The following is a 17,185-nucleotide window of genomic DNA, read 5'->3' on the forward strand; positions in this document are numbered from 1 at the left end:
TAACAGTGCATTTAAAAAATACCACACAGAGTTGTGTAAAGCTCTTTCCCACTTATCCACCCTGTGGAAAACTTTTTAATGTAATGATAAAATACCGTTTGGAATTCTATATACTAGGAGGAATTATTTTGACTGAGCTCGATTCTCTGTGGGAAGCGATCCAAAATTCATTTCGTCAAAATACCACCAAGGTCACTTTTGACACTTTGATTGCTCCGGCAAAAGCAATTTCTCTCTCCCAAAACCAACTGACCGTTTTGACACCAACCCAGGTTCACCGGGATTTCTGGCAGCATAACCTGGATGACAAACTCAAAAAGTATGCCCGCCTGGAGCTGGGGCACGACATTGAGCCACGGTACGTTTTAGAGAGTGAAATTACCCCCACCCCCGATAAAAATACGGCGGAACAACCGACTTTCGAAATGGACACCCCGCTAAATCCCCACTATAATTTCAGCACCTTCGTCGTCGGTGAAGGCAACAAAATGGCCCATGCGGCTGCCTACGCGGTGGCCGAAAGCCCCGGCGGTCTCTACAATCCCCTCTTCATCTATGGAGGGGTCGGTCTCGGTAAGACCCACTTAATGGAAGCCATCGGGAACCACATGCTCCAGGCCAACCCCAAGGCTAAGGTTAAATACATCACCAGCGAGGAATTTACGAATGACTTCATTAACTCTATCCAGAGCAATTCAATGGAGAAGTTTCGTGAAGAATACCGGAATCTTGACCTGCTCCTAATCGATGATATTCAGTTCCTGGCTACTAAAGAAGGGACCCAACTTGAGTTCTTCTATACCTTCAATGCTTTGCATGACCGAAAAAAACAGATCGTCATGACCTCCGACCGCATTCCTAACGAGATCCCTGAACTGCAGGATCGGCTGGTTTCGCGTTTCCGGTGGGGGTTACCAGTCGAAATTACCCCGCCGGACCTTGAAACCCGGATTGCCATTTTACGGAGCAAGGTCGAAGAGGACCATATCCAGATCGGCAACGATACCTTAAACTATATTGCCGGCCAGATCGACACCAACATTCGGGAACTTGAAGGAGCACTTAACCAGGTTCAAGCATTTGCCAACCTCAGCGGCGAGCCAATCACCCCGCACTTGGCCTCCCAGGCTTTGAAGGGCCTGCGCCAAAAGCAGCAGGCCACCATCACCATTGCCGAAATCCAAAAGCAAGTCGCCAGTTTCTACAATATTACCCAAGGCGATATTCTTGGGAAGAAACGGGTTAAGCAGATCGTTGTCCCTCGGCAAATTGCCATGTACCTCTCCCGAGAACTGACCGACTACTCCCTGCCCAAGATTGGCAACGAGTTCGGCGGTAAGGACCATACAACCGTGCTTCACGCCATCGATAAAATCGAGGCTGCCCTCAAGAAGGATTCTGACCTGCAAAAGGACATCAATAACCTTAAGGAACGCCTGCATTCATGACCTGTGGACAACCAGGACAGTTATCCGCAATTTTATCCACAAGTTATCAACAGATGTTTTAGCTTACTACCAAGGGTTTTGAGCACTTATCCACAGTATTAACATTACCTACTACTACGACTATTTTTAAACTATAAAATATATTTATATAAAGGAGCGACCAGTCATGAAATTCACCATTAACCGATCAGCATTCATCAATCAGCTTAACAATGTGTTGCGTGCTATTTCATCTAAAACAACTATTCCGATTTTGACCGGGCTGAAAATGGTTGTCGACAAAGAACGAATCATTTTAACCGGGAGCAATTCTGATATCACCATCGAAAGTGTAATCAACGCTGATAACCCAGACTACAATTTAACCGTTGCGGATCCAGGCGCCGTTGTGTTGCCTGCACGATTCTTCAGTGAAATCGTTAAGAAGCTTCCTGATAAACAAGTAACAATTGAAGTTACAAATGGGTTCCAGGCTGACATTACTTCCGGAACCGCTAAGTTCCAGATCAACGGTCAAGATGCCGAAAACTTCCCGCACCTGCCAGAAGTTGAAACGGATAAAACTATCACCCTGCCAAACGATGTGTTGAAGGAAGTCATTCGTCAGACCGTAATCGCGGTCTCCAAGCAGGAAAGCCGGCCAATCCTTGCCGGTATTCACATTACCCTGCATGATGGCCTGCTGACAGCGGTCGCCACCGATAGTCACCGGCTTGCCCAACGGAAAGTGGCTTTAACGGATGTTGACAATGGGATTGATTTTGACGTCATCATTCCGGGGAAGAGCATGAATGAGCTGTCGGGGATGATCAGCGATGTTGATGAGGATGTCCAGGTTCAGGTAACTGAAAACCAGATTCTCTTCATTTTTGGCAATACCCACTTCTACTCCCGGCTGCTTGAGGGGAACTATCCGGAAACCAGTCAATTGATTCCTGATACCGCGGATACCACGGTTGAGCTGGACGCCGGAAGCTTCTTGGCATCCATTGAGCGTGCTTCACTCCTGTCCCACGAAAGCCGGAACGATGTTGTAAAGCTCACCCTGAAGCCAAGTGAGAACTTGGTGCGGATCAGCAGTGATTCCCCGGATATCGGGACGGTAGAAGAAGAAGTTGCTACCACCGAATTGGACGGGAACGACCTCGAAATTTCATTTAACCCAAACTACATGAAGGATGCCCTGCGCTCATTTGGGCAGACAACTGTTAAGATTTCCTTCACTTCTCCATTGCGGCCATTTACCTTGGTACCAACGGAAGACGGTGAAAACTTTGTCCACCTGATTACACCAGTGCGGACGTTCTAATTTGAATGACTGAGACCCGGATTGAAAAAAGGTCACCTGCTGTTGAGCGGGTGGCCTTTTTAATCACCTCTGCGGAGTGATTTTTTACGGGTGAAAGTAACGGAAAGTGGCTTAATCGGCTCACTAGTCATTTCAGCAGCGATTTTGAAGAAAATGCCTAAAAGGGTGCTAACGGGCTGAGATTGGCTCTTAACGCCTATTTAGTCGATAACTGTGCTATAATAGAATAAGTAAAGTAGGTGAATTAGTGTGGAAGACAAGCAGATCATGATTGACCGTCCATTCATTACGCTCGGTCAATTGCTAAAAGAAGAAGGAATCATTCCCACTGGCGGTGCGGCCAAGTGGTATCTAAAGGAAAACAAGGTTCTTGTTAACGGTGAGCCCGACGACCGGCGGGGTCGGAAACTGTACCCCGACGACCAGGTTGTCTTGCCTGACTACCCGGTGCTGGTCATTAGGGCTAAGTAGGCGTCGGCGATGATTCTGACGGAATTACGGTTACATAACTTCAGAAACTATCAGGATCTGACCGTTCATTTTGCCCCCGGGATTAATGTCTTGATCGGTCGGAACGCCCAGGGGAAGACCAATATGCTGGAGGCTATTTACGCATTGTCGCTGACCCGGAGCCACCGGACCAGCAATGATCGGGAGCTGATCAACTGGCAAGAGCAAGCGGCCTCCATCAGCGGAGTAGTGCAGAAGGCGACGGGCAAGGTCCCACTGGAGTTGCAGTTTACGAAGAATGGTAAGAAGGCCAAGGTTAATCACCTTGAGCAGGCCCGCCTCGGCCAGTACGTCGGGCAGTTGAACACCATCCTGTTTGCGCCCGAGGATCTTTCGCTGGTGAAGGGGGCCCCCGCTGTTCGACGGCGTTTCATGGATATGGAATTTAGTCAGATGAGCAGCAAGTACTTGTACGATGCGAGCCAGTTTCGCACCCTTCTGCGGCAACGCAACAAGTACCTGAAGCAATTGAAATATGGTCAGCAGCATGACCGGGTTCTCTTATCGGTTCTGTCAGACCAGCTAGCAGCGTATGGTGCCGAAGTGATCGTTGCTCGGCATCATTTTTTGCAGCATTTGGAAAAGTGGGCGGCTGACCTGCACTATCAGATCTCGCTTAACCAGGAGAAACTTCACCTGGCCTACGTGACCCAGGTAAAGGTCGATGATTCGACCACGGTTGACCAGGCTTACCACGAATTATTGAAGCAATACACGGACAACCAGGACCGGGAAATCGAACAGGGAACCACGATGTATGGTCCCCACCGTGATGACATTCGTTTCATGGTTAACAACAAGAACATCCAGTCCTTTGGTTCGCAGGGACAACAGCGGACGACCGCCCTGTCGGTCAAGCTGGCCGAGATCGACCTGATGAAGGAGCAGACGGGCGAATACCCGCTTTTACTGTTGGATGACGTCTTGTCAGAACTCGATCCGGTCCGGCAAACCCACTTGCTGACGGCAATCCAGGATAAGGTTCAGACCTTTTTGACCACCACCAGCCTGAGCGATGTGGCCCGGCAGCTGATTAAGGAACCAACGATTTTTGAGATTAAGCATGGCACTTTGAACAAGGAGGAAGCATAGTGAGCGACGAGCGTAAGGAAACAAAGGCTGAGCTGGCGAGCGAATACGATGCCAGCCAGATTCAAGTTCTAAAAGGGTTAGATGCGGTTCGCAAGCGTCCCGGGATGTACATTGGTTCGACGTCTGCGCAAGGTTTACACCACCTTGTTTGGGAAATCGTCGATAACGGGATTGATGAGGCTTTAGCGGGATTCTGTACTGAAATCAACGTTGAGGTCGAACCTGACAATAGCATTACGGTCCGCGACAACGGACGGGGAATCCCGGTCGACACCCAAAAGGAAACCGGCAAGCCAGCTTTGGAGACGGTCTTCACGGTCCTGCACGCTGGTGGTAAGTTCGGCGGTGGCGGCTACAAGGTTTCCGGTGGTCTGCACGGGGTCGGGGCCTCAGTTGTTAACGCCCTGTCGACGGAGCTGGACGTTAAGGTTGCCCGTCAAGGCAAGCGTTACTACATGGACTTTGACCATGGTCACGTTAAGACGGCCATGAAGGTGATCGCCACGGGCCTGCCAGAAGAGGTTCACGGCACCACCGTCCATTTCAAACCAGATCCGGAAATTTTCCGCGAAACCACGACCTACAACATCAAAACATTGACTGACCGGCTACGTGAACTGGCCTTCTTGAACAAGGGCTTAAAGATCACGATCAAAGACAAGCGCGACCCTGAAGCCGAGCGCCAAGAATTTCTCTACGAAGGCGGGATTCGGCACTATGTCGAGTACCTCAACCATGGCCGGGAAGTGCTATTTGATCCGCCAATCTACGTTGAAGGGAAGGAAAACGATATCACTGTCGAAGTGTCACTCCAATACATCAACGGTTACCGGAGCGAACTGTTGACCTTCACCAACAACATCCATACCTACGAAGGCGGGACCCACGAGACTGGGTTTAAGATGGCCCTGACCCGGGTAATCAATGACTACGGTCACAAGAGTGGGGCGTTGAAGTCCAACGAGACCCTCTCCGGGGATGACGTTCGGGAAGGGCTGATCGCGGTTGTTTCTATTAAGCACCCTGATCCGCAGTTTGAGGGCCAGACGAAGACCAAGCTGGGGAACTCTGACGCCCGGACGGCCACTGACCACATTTTTGCCGAGACCTTTAGCCGTTTCTTAATGGAACACCCAGATGAAGCCAAGAAGATCATTGAAAAGGGGCAATTAGCTTCCAAAGCTCGGGTAGCAGCTAAACGGGCCCGGGAAGTCACCCGGAAGAAGAGCGGCCTGGAGATTTCCAACCTGCCTGGTAAGCTGGCCGACAACACCAGCAAGGATCCGAACATCTCCGAGCTCTTTATCGTCGAGGGGGATTCCGCCGGTGGTTCTGCTAAGCAGGGCCGCTCACGGTTGACCCAGGCGATTCTGCCAATCCGGGGGAAGATCTTAAACGTTGAAAAGGCCACCCTAGACCGGGTCCTGGCCAATGAAGAAATTCGTTCCCTCTTTACGGCACTGGGGACTGGCTTTGGGGACGACTTTGATATCGAAAAGGCTAACTACCACAAGCTGATCATCATGACTGATGCCGATGTCGATGGGGCCCATATTCGGACCCTGCTCTTGACCCTGTTCTACCGGTTCATGAAGCCGATGATCACGCACGGCTACGTCTACATCGCGCAGCCGCCGTTGTACCAGGTTCGCCAAGGCAAGTTCGTCAAGTACATCGAATCCGACGAGGAGTTGGAGCGGGTTGTCAACTCCCTGCAGCCAAGTCCAAAGCCGGTTATTCAGCGGTACAAGGGGCTTGGTGAAATGGATGCCGAACAGCTCTGGGAGACTACGATGGATCCTGAGCACCGGCACCTGCTCCGGGTCCAGCTGGATGATGCCAAGCAGGCGGACGAGATTTTCCCAATGCTGATGGGGACTAAGGTCGGCCCACGGCGGGAATTTATTGAGCAAAATGCCAAGTTTGTTGAGAACCTGGATCTGTAAAATAATTACGAGAAATTAAAAAGGAGGAGCGGCATTGGCTGAAGAAAATATGTCAAACCGGATTACGGACGTCAAGCTGACGAGCCAGATGAAAAACTCATTTCTGGACTATGCCATGAGTGTTATCGTCTCGCGGGCCCTGCCGGACGTACGTGATGGCTTAAAGCCGGTTCAGCGGCGGATCCTGTATGGGATGAACGAACTGGGGGTTACCCCGGATAAGCCGTACAAGAAGTCGGCCCGGATTGTCGGGGACGTCATGGGGAAGTTCCACCCCCACGGCGATTCCTCGATCTACGAAGGGCTGGTCCGGATGGCGCAGGACTTTAGTTACCGTTACATGCTGGTCGACGGCCACGGTAACTTCGGGTCGGTCGATGGTGATGGTGCTGCCGCCATGCGTTATACCGAGGCAAAGATGAGCAAGATTGCGGTGGAGATGCTGCGGGACATCAATAAGGATACCGTGGACTTCCACCCCAACTACGATGGCACGGAAAAGGAACCAGATGTCCTGCCGGCACGGTTCCCGAACCTGCTGGTCAATGGGGCTTCCGGGATCGCCGTCGGGATGGCTACCAACATCCCAACCCATAACTTAGGCGAGGTTATCAGCGCCATCCACATGCTGATGGACAATCCTGATGCCACCACTGAGGACCTGATGAAGGTGCTGCCGGGACCAGACTTCCCAACCGGTGGGGTAGTCATGGGCAAGTCCGGAATTCGGAAAGCTTACGAGACCGGGCGCGGCACGATTATCGTGCGGGCCAAGGTCGACATCGAAGAACAAAAGAACGGCAAGCAGCGGATTGTCGTTCACGAGATCCCATACATGGTCAACAAGGCCAAGCTGATCGAGCGGATCGCTGAATTGGCCCGGAACAAAGAAATCGACGGGATCACCGACATCAACGATGAAACCGACCGCGACGGGATGCGAATCGTGATCGATGTCCGGCGCGACGCCAGCGCGGAGGTTATCTTAAACAACCTCTACAAGATGACCCTGATGCAGACGACTTTTAACTTCAATATGTTGGCGATCGTCAACGGAGCACCGAAGATCCTGAGCCTGAAGCAGATCCTGCAATACTACCTTGAACACCAGGAAAACGTGGTCCGGCGGCGGACCGAATTTGACCTGAAGAAGGCCCAAAACCGGGCACACATCGTTGCCGGACTGCGGATTGCCCTCGACCACATTGACGAGATCATCAAGATCATCCGTAACTCCCAGACTAGTGAGATTGCCAAGGGTGAACTGATGCAAAACTACGGTCTGTCCGATCGCCAGTCCCAGGCCATCCTTGACATGCGGCTGGTTCGCCTGACCGGTCTGGAACGGGAGAAGATCGAAGCTGAGTACCAGAAGCTGATGGACGCCATTGCCGATTACAAGGATATCCTGGCCCATGACGACCGGATTCACCAGATCATCTATGACGAACTGATGGAGATCCAGCGCAAGTTTGGCGACAAGCGGCGGACTGAGCTGCAGGTCGGCGACATCACCAACATTGAGGACGAGGACCTGATCGAAGAGGAAGACATCATCGTGACCCTCACCCACAATGGCTACATCAAGCGGCTGCCGGTCGACGAATTCAAGTCCCAGCACCGTGGCGGCCGGGGCGTCAAGGGAATGGGCGTTCACAAGGATGACTTCATCGAACAGCTGATTTCCAGTGCTACCCATGATCTCCTGCTTTTCTTCACGAACTCCGGCAAGGTCTTCTCAATGAAGGGGTACGAGGTTCCCGAATACGGGCGGGCTGCCCAGGGGATCCCGATCATTAATCTTTTGGGGATCAACGCCAAGGAGAAGATCAGCGCGGTCATCAACGTTTCCCACGCGGCCAACGATGATGACAAGTTCCTCTTCTTCACCACCAAGCACGGTACGGTCAAGCGGACGCCGGTTCTGGAATTCAAGAACATCCGGAGCAACGGTTTGAAGGCTATCAACCTTCACGATGGCGATGAACTGATCAACGTCAACGTCATCAAGGATGGCCAGCCGATGATCATCGGGACGCACAACGGTTACGCTTTGAGCTTTAACTCCGACGTGGTTCGGTCGATGGGCCGGTCCGCCGCGGGGGTTCGCGGAATCCGCCTGCGTGAGGCAGACTACGTAATCGGTGCCGCCCCGCTGAATGATGACAGCAAGGTGCTGGTTATTAGTGAGAACGGCTTCGGTAAGCAGACCCCGGCCAGCGAGTACCCGATTAAGGGTCGTGGCGGTCTTGGGGTCAAGACGGTTAACGTGACGGCCAAGAATGGTCCGCTGGTTGGTCTGACCACGGTTGACGGTGACGAGGACATCATGCTGGTCACCGACCGCGGGGTTATCATCCGCTTTGGGATCGAAACGGTTTCCCAGACCGGTCGTTCTGCCGTTGGTGTTCACTTGATCAAGATGGACAAGGGCACCAAGGTGGCAACGATGGCTAAGGTCGAAAAGGAAACTGATGATGACGACGTTGACCAGACAGAAGAGACTCCAGTTAAGACGGAAGATCATCAGTAGAATTTATTAATTCAGACGAAAATCCTGAGCACTTGCGTATTATCTTTATAGAGCGCAACTCTCAGGATTTCTTGTTATTTGTTTCTTGTTTTAAAGCTCAGTCTATGCTATATTTTATATCTGTGAGTATACGTACAGACGTCTACTCTCCTTGTTCTTCTATATTTTAGAAGGGCCAGAGACCATAAGGAGGTGTAACATTCATGGAAACACGTAAATATGAAATTACTTACATCATTCGTCCTGACATCGAAGAATCAGCTAAGAGTGAATTAGTTGACCGTTTTGACAAGGTATTGACGGACAATGGTGCAGATGTCGCTGAATCAAAGGATTGGTCAACGCGTCGCTTCGCTTACCCAATTGAAAAGTACACTGAAGGTACTTACCACGTGGTTACTTTGACCACCAACACTGACGAAGCATTAAACGAATTTGACCGTTTGGCTAAGTTCAACGACGATATCCTACGTCACATGATCGTTAAGCTTGATGCTTAATTAGATCGTCAATGTAAATAGAGAGGAGAACGATCGAATGATTAATCGTGCAGTCTTGACTGGACGCTTAACGCGAGATCCTGAGTTGCGATACACTACCAGCGGTACTGCGGTAGTATCATTTACGCTCGCGGTTGATCGGCAGTTCCGGAACCAAAATGGTGACCGGGATGCGGACTTTATCAACTGTGTCATCTGGCGTAAATCTGCCGAGAACTTCAGCAACTTCACCCATAAGGGCTCCTTGGTGGGAATCGACGGCCGGATCCAAACCCGGAACTACGAGAACCAACAAGGTCAACGGGTATACGTTACCGAAGTGGTGGTTGAAAACTTTGCCCTGCTCGAACCCCGTCAAAATGGCGGAATGAACCAGGGCGGTCAACAGCCATTCAATAATGGGAACCAGCAGCCGTTTGGCAACCAGGCACCATTTGGTGGTCAGAGCCAATACGGTGGCAACAACCAGCCACAATCGACCAACAACGCTCCTCAAGCTAATTCGTCAACCAATGCCGGTGCTAACAGCTTCGGTACTGGGCAGAATAGTGCAGCCAACCCATTCTCTAATGATGATGGTGGGGATCAGACTGATATTTCTGATGACGATTTACCATTCTAAAATTTTTTACCGGATAGGAGGGTAATTTCATGGCACAACAACGTCGGGGCGGCCGTCGTCGTCGTAAAGTCGACTTCATCGCCGCAAACCACATCGAATACATCGATTACAAAGACACTGATTTATTACGTCGGTTCATCTCCGAACGTGGTAAGATCTTACCACGTCGGGTAACTGGTACTAGCGCCAAGAACCAACGTAAGTTAACGGTCGCTATCAAGCGTGCCCGGATCATGGGTCTTCTGCCATTCGTTGCTGAAGACTAATTAAAAAAAGCTTGCTTCGCCTGAAGTGAGCTTTTTTTGTATTGTCGTGGTATGATCAGCGGCGTTGCTGGTCAGTCTCTTGAGCTGAAAGGAGAGTAGTATGCACAAAATCGAAGGACATATCCACCTTGTCCGGGAGCTGGCGGGTGCCAAGGGCCAGGGAAGACTCAGCCCGCTGGGCAACGGCTACGCGATCTGGGACGATGGTGAGATCATTAAGCTGATTCCGGACGGTTGGGGAGACGATAACTTCCTGGCCGAGAAGTACCTGCAGATTATGGATGAGGAAGGGATTGAACGGGCCGTCATTCTCCAGGGAACCCTGAATGGCTACCAGAACTACTACACCTACCAGGTAGTTAAACGTTACCCGGATCGGTTTATCGGGGCCTTTTCCGTCGACCCCTTTACTGACCGGGCCATGGCGATTGTTCACCGCTACGTCAGCGATCTGGGCTTTCGGGCCATTAAGTTTGAAATCAGTCAGGGCGGAGGCTTGCACGGCTTTCACCGACCATTCCGGCTGGATATTGATAATCGGGTTGCCCAAATCTTCCATTATCTGGCGGATTACCCCGGCTTTGTGGTAACGGTCGACTACGGGTCATCTGACCAGACCAGCTATCAGCCAGAAGCGATTGTTAATCTGGCCCGCCGCTATCCGGAACTGGACTTCGTGGTCTGTCACCTGTCCTTCCCGAATTTCCAGCGCCCCAATGAGCTGACCAATGTGCTCAGTCAGTTTGCGCCGTTTACCAACATTAATGTTGATATCTCAGCGATTCAGGATATCTTAGGCGAGGGCCGGACGGATTTTCCGTACAAAAAGAGCCAATGGGCGGTTCGGCTAGCCAAGGAACAGTTGGGTGCCAAACGGATCATTTGGGGAAGCGACGCCCCGTGGTCGGCCACCTTTAACGACTACCATCAGTTGGCTACTTGGCTGGAACACACCGATATCTTCACTCCCGCCGAATTGGCTGACGTGATGGCCAATAACGCCGCCCGGATCTACTTTAAGCCTGTTAATGTAGCGGCCGCTTGTCAGGCGAATGATCCGGTCCTAAAGCAATTTGCGGCCCAGCATCCGGGACAGCTTTAGGTGAATCGGAACGCTTTTAATGTCCGGTGTGATATGATAGTAATATCCAATTAGCAGGCGGCATGACCGCCGATTTGGGAGGGTTACTATGCGTGAATTTTTCAGTCGTGAAAACTGGCTGTTTTACTTAAAACACCCAGCGGTCCGCTGGAATGTCTATTACATACTATGCATGACCATAATCAGTTTGGTCCTGGCCTTCTTGTTTAGCTGGGAAGTCGGACTGGTGGTTTTACTATTGGCAGTTATCGGGGGGACTGTCAGTCTTCGTCGCCTTCGACAGCTGGTCAACGATACTAACGAGTATCTCAAACGGCTGACTTATCAGATTAAGAACGGTCAGCAGGAGGCCCTGCTGGAGATGCCGATGGGGATGATCATGCTCAATGCCAAAAACGAAATCGAGTGGATTAATCCGTACATGGCACGCTACTTCAAGCTTGAAAAAGTCGTCGGCAAACGGATCGCCAGTGTCGATTCGCAGCTGGCAAAGCTGATTGATGATGGGCGCAGCCATCAGGGAGCCCAGATTGTTACCTGGCGGGATCGGCAATTTGAATTCTTGTTCCAGCCACGCTACCGGGTCGCTTACCTGCTGGATATTACCAAGTATGCAGCGGTAGAGCAGCGGTACCGGCAGGAGCAGATTTTCCTGGGCAACATCTACCTGGATAACTATGATGAGCTGATCCAGGGGATGAGCGACACGGACGTTTCCAACCTGCACAACTACGTCACCTCCGAGATCAGCAAGTGGGCGAGTGACAATCATCTTTTGATGAAGATCATCGATGATGATAACTACCTGATCATTGGGCACCAGAGCTCCCTTGCGGAACTGGAGAAAAAGAAGTTCAAGATCCTTGACGTAATCCGTCAGAGCACGTCCCAACGCAACTCTCCGGTTACGCTGAGTGTAGGGATCGCTTATGCAGAAAATGACTTAATTAAGCTGGCCGACACGGCCCAGAATAACCTGGACTTGGCCCTTGGTCGTGGGGGCGACCAGGTTGTTGTCCGGGCGAAGGATCAGCCGGCGCGTTTCTACGGCGGGAAGACGAACCCGATGGAGAAGCGGACCCGGGTGCGGGCCCGGATGATCAGCCAGGCCCTGCAGGAATTAATCAACCAGGCAGACCAGCTGTTTGTCATGGGGCACCATAACCCCGACATGGATTCGCTGGGAGCCTGTCTGGGGATTCGGCGGATTGCCGAGATGAATGGCAAGCAATGCTGGATCGTGGTGGATGATGAGCATCAGCACGCGGATATCCAGCGTCTGATGAATGAGATTGACAATTACCAGACGATCAAGGACCACATCATCACTCCTGCTGAGGCCCTGGAGCGGGCAACCGATAATAGCCTGCTGGTGATGGTGGACCACGCCAAACGTAGCATTACCATCTCGCCGGAACTATACGACCAGTTACAGAACCGGCTGGTGATCATCGACCACCACCGGCGCGGTGAGGAGTTCCCTGAGAACCCGCTCTTGGTCTACATCGAACCATACGCTTCCTCAACCTGTGAACTGATCACCGAGATGTTTGAGTACCAGCCGCGGGAAGGCAAGGGACTGAACAAGCTCGAAGCGACAACGATGCTAACGGGAATCCAGATCGATACGAAGTCCTTTACAAAGAGCGCCGGGACCCGGACCTTCGACGCGGCTAGCTACTTGCGTTCTGCCGGGGCCGATGGGATGATGATCCAGTCCTTCATGAAGGAGGACCCGCAGAGCTTCATGGATCGTAACCATTTAATTTCCCGGGCAATAATCAAGGACCATATGGCAATCTGTGCGGGTGAAGATGACCGGATCTATGATTCCGTTACGGCGGCCCAGGCGGCGGACATGCTCCTTCAGGTCGAGGGAGTGGAGGCCTCGTTTGTCATTACCAGACGGACAGACGATCAGGTTGGCGTTTCTGCCCGTTCGGCCGGCGATGTTAATGTTCAGATCATCATGGAACAGATGGGCGGCGGCGGCCACCTGGCTAATGCAGCCACCCAGATTACCGGTCAGCCAGTCGATGCTGTTCGACAGGAATTAATTGATCTTCTGGCGAAGACGGTTGATAATAGTAGTCAGGAAGACGAAGAGGAGTGAACAAGATGAAAGTTATTTTTACGCAAGATGTTCGCGGCCGTGGCAAGCGCGGTCAAGTCAAGGAAGTTCCCGACGGCTACGCCCAGAACTACCTGATCAAGCGGGGCCTGGCTAAGCAAGCCACCAAAGCCGCAATGAGTCAGCTGGCCGGTCAGCAGCGTGCCGAAGCTAAGCATGCTGCTGAGGAGCTGGAAGAGGCCAAGCGTTTGAAGAAGGTCTTAGAAGACGACAAGACGGTCGTTGAACTAAGCGGAAAGGCCGGTACGGACGGTCGGATGTTTGGCTCGATTTCGACTAAGCAGATCGCCACGGCCCTGCAAAAGCAATACAAGGTTAAGATTGATAAGCGTAAGATCGAACTGGCTGCGCCGATCAAGGCCCTGGGCTACGTAAACGTACCGATCAAGCTCCACCCCGAAGTTAGTGCCGAAATTCGGGTACATATTGCGGAAAAGTAGTTTAATCGGTATAATTGAATTTCGATTTATTAAAAGCGAGGTATCGTCATGGATAATGCACCAATGCAAGAAGAGCCACACGATATTGAAGCTGAAAAGGCAGTTCTCGGAGCTGCTTTTTTAAGTAAGAACGCGTTGGCGGATGCAATGGAATACTTGCAACCCGGGGATTTTTACAAGCGGGCCCACCAGATCATCTTTGCGAAGATGGTGGCGTTAAATGATGATGACCAGCCAATTGACGTGGTAACGATTAAGAGTGCCCTGGATAAGGACAAACAGACCGAAAACGTCGGTGGGATGGTCTACCTGGCAGAACTAGCTTCGTCGGTTCCTTCGGCGGCCAACGTGGCCTTCTATGCCAAGATTGTCCATGACAAGGCCGTACGACGCAACCTGATCAATACTGCCACCAAGATCATCAATGAGGGCTACGCGGACGATAATGACACCACCGACTTGATCGACCAGGCGGAGCAGTCAATCCTGCACGTGTCCGAATCGAACAACCAGGATGGCTTCCAGAACATCCAGCAGGTCTTAAACAGCGCGATGAACCACATTGAGAGCCTCTCCGGCAACGATTCGGACATCACCGGGTTGGAGACGGGCTACCCGCAGTTGGACCGGATGACGACTGGTTTTCACCCGGACGAATTGGTAATCATTGCTGCCCGGCCGGCGGTTGGTAAGACCGCATTTGCTTTGAACATTGCGCAAAATGTGGCCACTAAGACTGATAAGACGGTGGCAATCTTCAGTCTGGAAATGGGCGCCGAATCATTGGTCAACCGGATGTTGTGTGCCGAGGGCAACATCGACGCCAACCACCTCCGGACCGGTAACTTGACCTCTGATGAGTGGGAAAGCCTGTTCTTCGCCGCGGGGACCTTGTCGAATGCCCACCTCTATATCGACGACACCGCCGGGATCAAGGTGGCCGAGATACGGGCCCGTTGCCGGCGACTGAAGAAGGAGACTGGTAACCTGGGATTGATCGTCATCGACTATCTGCAGCTGATTGAAGGGAATAACCCCGACAACCGACAGCAGGAAGTTTCCGAGATTTCCCGGCAGCTCAAGAAGCTGGCCAAGGAACTGGAGGTCCCAGTGATCGCCCTGTCACAGCTCTCCCGGGGAGTTGAACAGCGGCAGGATAAGCGGCCAGTCCTGTCTGATATTCGGGAGTCCGGATCAATCGAGCAGGACGCGGATATCGTTAGCTTCCTCTACCGTGACGACTACTACGAGCACGGTGATGGGGATGACGACCAGCAGGATGGTGGTCAAAACGGTGGTGACGACGACTCCAACGTCAGTGAGGTCGAAGTCATCATCGAGAAGAACCGGAGCGGCCCGCGGGGAACGGTCAAGCTGTTGTTTGCCAAGTCTTACAACAAGTTTGCCTCCGTGGCCTACGTGCCGGGAGAACAGCAAAATTAAAGCTGCGAGAACCAGTCGGCAACGGGTGGTTATTCGCTTACGTAACTGTAGTATTGAAGGGGCGTTTCAGGTTCACTGGAGGGCTCTTTTCGTTCGCTTAGGGAAAAACAAGGAGGCGTTAGGATGAACCGTCAAACAAAGGGAATTGAGTTGAAATGGCTGCTGTTGGGGATGTTCTTCGGGAGCATCGGCAACAGTTTTATCTGGCCACTGACCACAATTTATATGCATGAACAGCTGCACGAGTCATTAACCGTATCAGGGATTGTCTTGCTATTTTATTCCGGGGCCAACGTGGTCGGTAGCTACATCAGCGGGATGCTCTTTGATAAACGAAATCCGCGGCACCTGATGCTGGGCGGGACGATTGCCGCCACCATTGTGATTGGAACCATGATCTTCTTCAACGGTTGGCCGGTCTATGCCATCTTATTGACGGCGATCGGCTTCTTCAACGGCTGGATCATCACGATGGTCAACTCGTTTGGGACCCGGCTGCACAAGGACGGCCGCTACGTCTTCAACATGCTCTACTTTGCCAACAACCTGGGGATGGTGATCGGGACCACGATTGTCGGCCCACTCTACCAGCACGCCCATGGCAACATTTCCCCGCTGTTTACCATCACGACGGTCCTCTACGTCCTCTTTACGATCGTTGTCTTCGTCTACTTCCGGGAGGATCCGCACCAGGAGGAAGTGGATCCGGCCCGCTTCAAGAGCGACGAACCGGAAACGGTCACCAAGATGCCCCAGGCCAACCTGTGGATCACCTGGATCTTCTTTGTGGTACTGTGCGTAGTTTGGACGATGTATGAGCAATGGGCCAGCAACTTGTCCGTCTTCATGACTGACCAGGGGATCTCAATGACCAAGTACAGTCTATTGTGGACGCTGAATGGGGTCTTGATTGTGATCATCCAACTGCTCTTGACCTGGGTGAATCGCTGGTACAACAACCCCTACGTCCAGGTCTTCATCGGGATCTTCACCGTCGGCTTCTCCTTCGTGCTCCTGCTATTTGCTAAGAGCTACGTCTGGTACATCATCGCCATGGTGATCCTGACGATTGGTGAGGCCACGGCCTTTCCAACGATGCCGGCGATTGTCAATAGCTTATCGCCGGTTGAGGTCAAGGGGAAGTACCAAGGAATCCTCAATGCCTTCTCATCGCTGGGGAAGGCGTTCGGTCCCTTGTTTGGGGGCCTGATCATCGGGGCGGCCTCTTACCACGTTCTCTTTGTAATTTGTGCCGCTTCGATCTTTGTAATGGAAATTATTGTCTGGGCAGTTGTCCAGTTGAACAAGGCCCGGACCGTCGAATACTAAGGAAGTAATCGAAGTGTTTTACAATAACTTTGACAATGTTCATGGTGAAGACCGTTACGGAATGGTCGGCCAGACCGGTGATGGTTTTCGCGAGAACCGACAGCTGAACTTGCCGTGCTATAAGTGCCACGAAGAACCGCTGGTGATCGCGGAACGGAACTGGATGGATACTAATCAGGATGATTCGCAGCGCTACCAGATTGTGGTGGCCTGTGAGCATTGCGGCGCGGTCGATGAGTTTATTGTCAATGATGGATGCGAGGGCAAGATCAGCAAGCTGAAGCACGGTAAGCAGCTGGTTTTGCCCGCACAATTGAATTAATCAAAAATGGTTAGGTCGGCTCAGGTGGGTGACCTAACCATTTTTAGTTTTGGACAGCAAGTGTTTCCTGGGAAATGATGTTCCTTCCTGAATGGGGATGATAGAATGGGACCCGTAAGATAAGGGAGGAAAGAAAACAAGAGAGCGTAAAATATTTTGTGTAAATTCTGAAACTTGAATTGAAAAAGGGAA

Annotated in this window: 15 protein-coding genes; all 15 read left to right on the plus strand. The window is 51.7% G+C overall.

Annotated features, from left to right (window positions below):
• Nucleotides 1-128 precede the first annotated feature (128 nt).
• Complete coding sequence (dnaA, locus tag ACI31J_RS06130) at nt 129-1,448, plus strand: chromosomal replication initiator protein DnaA (RefSeq protein WP_439773552.1); 1,320 nt, start codon at nt 129-131, stop codon at nt 1,446-1,448.
• Between the two features lie 166 nt (nt 1,449-1,614).
• Complete coding sequence (gene dnaN / locus ACI31J_RS06135) at nt 1,615-2,757, plus strand: DNA polymerase III subunit beta (protein WP_439773553.1); 1,143 nt, start codon at nt 1,615-1,617, stop codon at nt 2,755-2,757.
• A gap of 267 nt (nt 2,758-3,024) precedes the next feature.
• Nucleotides 3,025-3,228, plus strand: a complete 204-nt coding sequence (yaaA, locus tag ACI31J_RS06140; protein ID WP_439773564.1) for a S4 domain-containing protein YaaA — start codon at nt 3,025-3,027, stop codon at nt 3,226-3,228.
• A 9-nt stretch (nt 3,229-3,237) separates the two neighbouring features.
• The gene (gene recF, locus ACI31J_RS06145) at nt 3,238-4,359 is read left to right on the plus strand and encodes a DNA replication/repair protein RecF (protein WP_439773554.1); all 1,122 of its coding nucleotides are present in this window, start codon (nt 3,238-3,240) and stop codon (nt 4,357-4,359) included.
• Nucleotides 4,359-6,305 carry a DNA topoisomerase (ATP-hydrolyzing) subunit B gene (gene gyrB / locus ACI31J_RS06150; protein ID WP_439773555.1) on the plus strand — a complete coding sequence of 649 codons (1,947 nt, stop codon included), beginning with the start codon at nt 4,359-4,361 and terminating at the stop codon, nt 6,303-6,305. Before recF ends, gyrB begins: the two co-directional genes overlap by 1 nt.
• Nucleotides 6,306-6,339: 34 nt before the next feature.
• Nucleotides 6,340-8,838: a DNA gyrase subunit A gene (gyrA, locus tag ACI31J_RS06155; protein WP_439773556.1), complete on the plus strand. Its 2,499-nt coding sequence runs from the start codon at nt 6,340-6,342 to the stop codon at nt 8,836-8,838.
• A 203-nt stretch (nt 8,839-9,041) separates the two neighbouring features.
• A complete protein-coding gene (gene rpsF / locus ACI31J_RS06160) occupies nt 9,042-9,338 on the plus strand; it encodes a 30S ribosomal protein S6 (RefSeq protein WP_104688142.1) in 297 nt (98 codons plus the stop codon).
• Between the two features lie 37 nt (nt 9,339-9,375).
• On the plus strand, nt 9,376-9,960 hold the full coding sequence (ssb, locus tag ACI31J_RS06165; protein WP_439773557.1) for a single-stranded DNA-binding protein: 585 nt from the start codon (nt 9,376-9,378) through the stop codon (nt 9,958-9,960).
• 29 nt (nt 9,961-9,989) lie between these two features.
• A complete protein-coding gene (gene rpsR / locus ACI31J_RS06170) occupies nt 9,990-10,226 on the plus strand; it encodes a 30S ribosomal protein S18 (protein WP_025022578.1) in 237 nt (78 codons plus the stop codon).
• A 100-nt stretch (nt 10,227-10,326) separates the two neighbouring features.
• Nucleotides 10,327-11,328, plus strand: a complete 1,002-nt coding sequence (locus ACI31J_RS06175; RefSeq protein ID WP_439773558.1) for an amidohydrolase family protein — start codon at nt 10,327-10,329, stop codon at nt 11,326-11,328.
• A gap of 88 nt (nt 11,329-11,416) precedes the next feature.
• Nucleotides 11,417-13,441 carry a DHH family phosphoesterase gene (locus ACI31J_RS06180; protein ID WP_439773559.1) on the plus strand — a complete coding sequence of 675 codons (2,025 nt, stop codon included), beginning with the start codon at nt 11,417-11,419 and terminating at the stop codon, nt 13,439-13,441.
• Between the two features lie 5 nt (nt 13,442-13,446).
• Nucleotides 13,447-13,899, plus strand: a complete 453-nt coding sequence (gene rplI / locus ACI31J_RS06185) for a 50S ribosomal protein L9 (protein ID WP_320610647.1) — start codon at nt 13,447-13,449, stop codon at nt 13,897-13,899.
• A 48-nt stretch (nt 13,900-13,947) separates the two neighbouring features.
• A complete protein-coding gene (gene dnaB, locus ACI31J_RS06190) occupies nt 13,948-15,342 on the plus strand; it encodes a replicative DNA helicase (protein ID WP_439773560.1) in 1,395 nt (464 codons plus the stop codon).
• Between the two features lie 123 nt (nt 15,343-15,465).
• Nucleotides 15,466-16,671 (plus strand): MDR family MFS transporter, encoded by a 1,206-nt coding sequence (locus ACI31J_RS06195; protein ID WP_439773561.1) that lies wholly within the window; start codon nt 15,466-15,468, stop codon nt 16,669-16,671.
• 13 nt (nt 16,672-16,684) lie between these two features.
• Nucleotides 16,685-16,993: a hypothetical protein gene (locus ACI31J_RS06200; RefSeq protein ID WP_439773562.1), complete on the plus strand. Its 309-nt coding sequence runs from the start codon at nt 16,685-16,687 to the stop codon at nt 16,991-16,993.
• Nucleotides 16,994-17,185 lie beyond the last annotated feature (192 nt).

Source organism: Limosilactobacillus sp. (assembly GCF_051873075.1).
In the GTDB taxonomy this organism is placed as follows: Bacteria; Bacillota; Bacilli; order Lactobacillales; family Lactobacillaceae; genus Limosilactobacillus.